This window comes from Mycolicibacterium palauense (assembly GCF_002592005.1).
GTDB lineage: Bacteria > Actinomycetota > Actinomycetes > Mycobacteriales > Mycobacteriaceae > Mycobacterium > Mycobacterium palauense.
Map to the genome: position 1 here is coordinate 1 of NZ_NVQF01000179.1, position 2,672 is coordinate 2,672.

The 2,672-nt window shown below is 70.6% G+C and carries 1 protein-coding gene; it reads left to right on the forward strand.

The features are described from left to right. Nucleotides 1-2,672, forward strand: a 2,672-nt coding sequence (locus tag CSR00_RS29675) for a pyruvate carboxylase (protein WP_099025923.1), incomplete at both ends; no start/stop codon positions are given.

Genomic DNA, 2,672 nt, shown 5'->3' on the forward strand with positions numbered 1-2,672 from the left:
TGCAGCGTGCAGCGGCGCCACCAGAAGGTGATCGAGCTGGCGCCCGCACCGAACCTGGATCCGGTGTTGCGGGAACGGATCTGTTCGGACGCGGTGGCGTTGGCCCGGCGGATCGGCTACACGTGCGCGGGCACGGTGGAGTTTCTGCTCGACGAGCGCGGGCGGCACGTGTTCATCGAGATGAATCCGCGGATCCAGGTGGAGCACACGGTGACCGAGGAGATCACCGATGTTGATCTGGTGTCGAGCCAGTTGCGTATCGCCGCTGGGGAGTCGCTGGCCGATCTGGGGCTGTCGCAGGAGTCGGTGGTCGCGCACGGGGCGGCGCTGCAGTGCCGGATCACCACCGAGGATCCGGCCAACGGGTTTCGCCCGGATACCGGGCGCATCAGCGCCTACCGGTCACCGGGCGGGGCCGGGATCCGCCTGGACGGCGGGTCGAACCTCGGCGCGGAGATCAGCGCGCATTTCGACTCGATGCTGGTCAAACTCACCTGCCGCGGCCGGGATTTCGCCACGGCGGTGCGCCGGGCCCGCCGCGCGGTCGCGGAGTTCCGGATCCGCGGGGTCGCCACCAACATCCCGTTTCTGCAGGCGGTGCTCGACGATCCGGACTTTGTGGCCGGGCGGATCACCACCTCGTTCATCGAGGAGCGTCCGGGCTTGCTCACGGCGCGCTCCAGCGCCGACCGGGGCACCAAGATCCTGAACTACCTGGCCGACGTGACCGTGAACCAGCCACACGGGCCGCGGCCGTCGACGGTGTACCCGCACGACAAACTCCCGTCGATCGACATCACCGCGGCGGCCCCGCCGGGGTCGCGCCAACGCCTGGCCGAGTTGGGCCCGGCCGGTTTCGCCGCGTGGCTGCGGGATTCGGCGGCCGTGGCGGTCACCGACACCACGTTCCGCGACGCGCACCAGTCGCTGCTGGCCACCCGGGTGCGCTCCACCGGGCTGTTGATGGTCGCGCCGTACCTGGCACGGCTGTGCCCACAGCTGTTGTCGGTCGAGTGCTGGGGCGGGGCAACCTACGACGTGGCGCTGCGGTTCCTCAAGGAGGACCCGTGGGAGCGGTTGGCGGCCCTGCGTGAGGCGATGCCCAACATCTGTCTGCAGATGCTGCTGCGCGGGCGCAACACCGTGGGCTACACGCCGTATCCGGAAACGGTGACCCATGCGTTCGTCGACGAGGCCGCCGCGACCGGTGTCGACATCTTCCGGATCTTCGATGCGCTCAACAACGTGGCCTCGATGCTCCCGGCGATCGAGGCGGTCCGCGAAACGGGGACCGCGGTGGCCGAGGTCGCGATGTCCTACACCGGCGACCTGTCGAACCCGGGTGAGGATCTCTACACCCTGGACTACTACCTGCGTCTGGCCGAGCAGATCGTCGCCGCCGGGGCGCACGTGCTGGCGATCAAGGACATGGCCGGGCTGCTGCGCGCCCCCGCGGCGGCCACCCTGGTGGCCGCGCTGAAGTCGCGGTTCGACCTGCCGGTGCACGTGCACACCCACGACACCCCCGGTGGGCAGCTGGCCACCTACGCCGCGGCCTGGGCCGCCGGCGCCGACGCCGTCGACGGTGCCTCGGCGCCGATGGCCGGCACCACCAGCCAGCCCGCCCTGTCCTCCATCGTGGCCGCCGCCGCGCACACCGGGTTCGACACCGGCCTGTCGCTGTCTGCGGTGTGCGATCTGGAGCCCTACTGGGAGGCGCTGCGTAAGGTCTACGGGCCGTTCGAATCCGGGCTGCCCGCCCCCACCGGGCGGGTCTACACCCATGAGATCCCGGGCGGGCAGCTGTCCAACCTGCGTCAGCAGGCCATCGCGCTGGGTCTGGGGGACCGGTTCGAAGACATCGAGGCCGCCTACGCCGGGGCCGATGCGGTGCTGGGCCGGCTGGTCAAGGTGACCCCGTCGAGCAAGGTGGTGGGCGATCTGGCGTTGGCGCTGGTGGGTGCGGGTATCACCGCCGGTGAGTTCGCCGCCGACCCCGCACGCTACGACGTTCCCGATTCGGTGATCGGTTTCCTGCGTGGGGAGTTGGGGGACCCACCCGGGGGTTGGCCGGAGCCGTTGCGGACCAAGGCCTTACAAGGTCGTGGCCCGGCCCGGCCCGAAGAGCCCATCGGCGCCGAGGATCAGGCCGCGCTGGCCGCGCCGGGCCCCAAACGTCAGGCCACCCTGAACCGGTTGTTGTTTCCCGGGCCCACCGCGGAGTTCGAGGCGCACCGCGAAACCTTCGGCGACACCTCCCAGTTGTCGGCCAACCAGTTCTTCTACGGGCTGCGCCAGGGCGAGGAGCACCGCGTCACCCTGGAAAAAGGGGTGCAGCTACTCATCGGGCTAGAAGCGGTCTCCGACCCGGACGAGGCCGGCATGCGCACCGTGATGTGCATCCTCAACGGCCAACTGCGCCCGGTGCTGGTGCGTGACCGCAGCATCGCCTCGGCCACACCCACCGCGGAGAAGGCCGACCGCACCAACCCCGGCCACGTCGCCGCGCCGTTCGCGGGGGTGGTCACCGTCTGCGTCGCCGAAGGCGAGGCGGTCGAGGCCGGGCAGACCGTGGCCACCATCGAGGCGATGAAGATGGAAGCCGCGATCACCACCCCCACCGCCGGCACCGTGGCGCGTGTCGCCCTGACCACCGCCACCCAGGTCGAAGG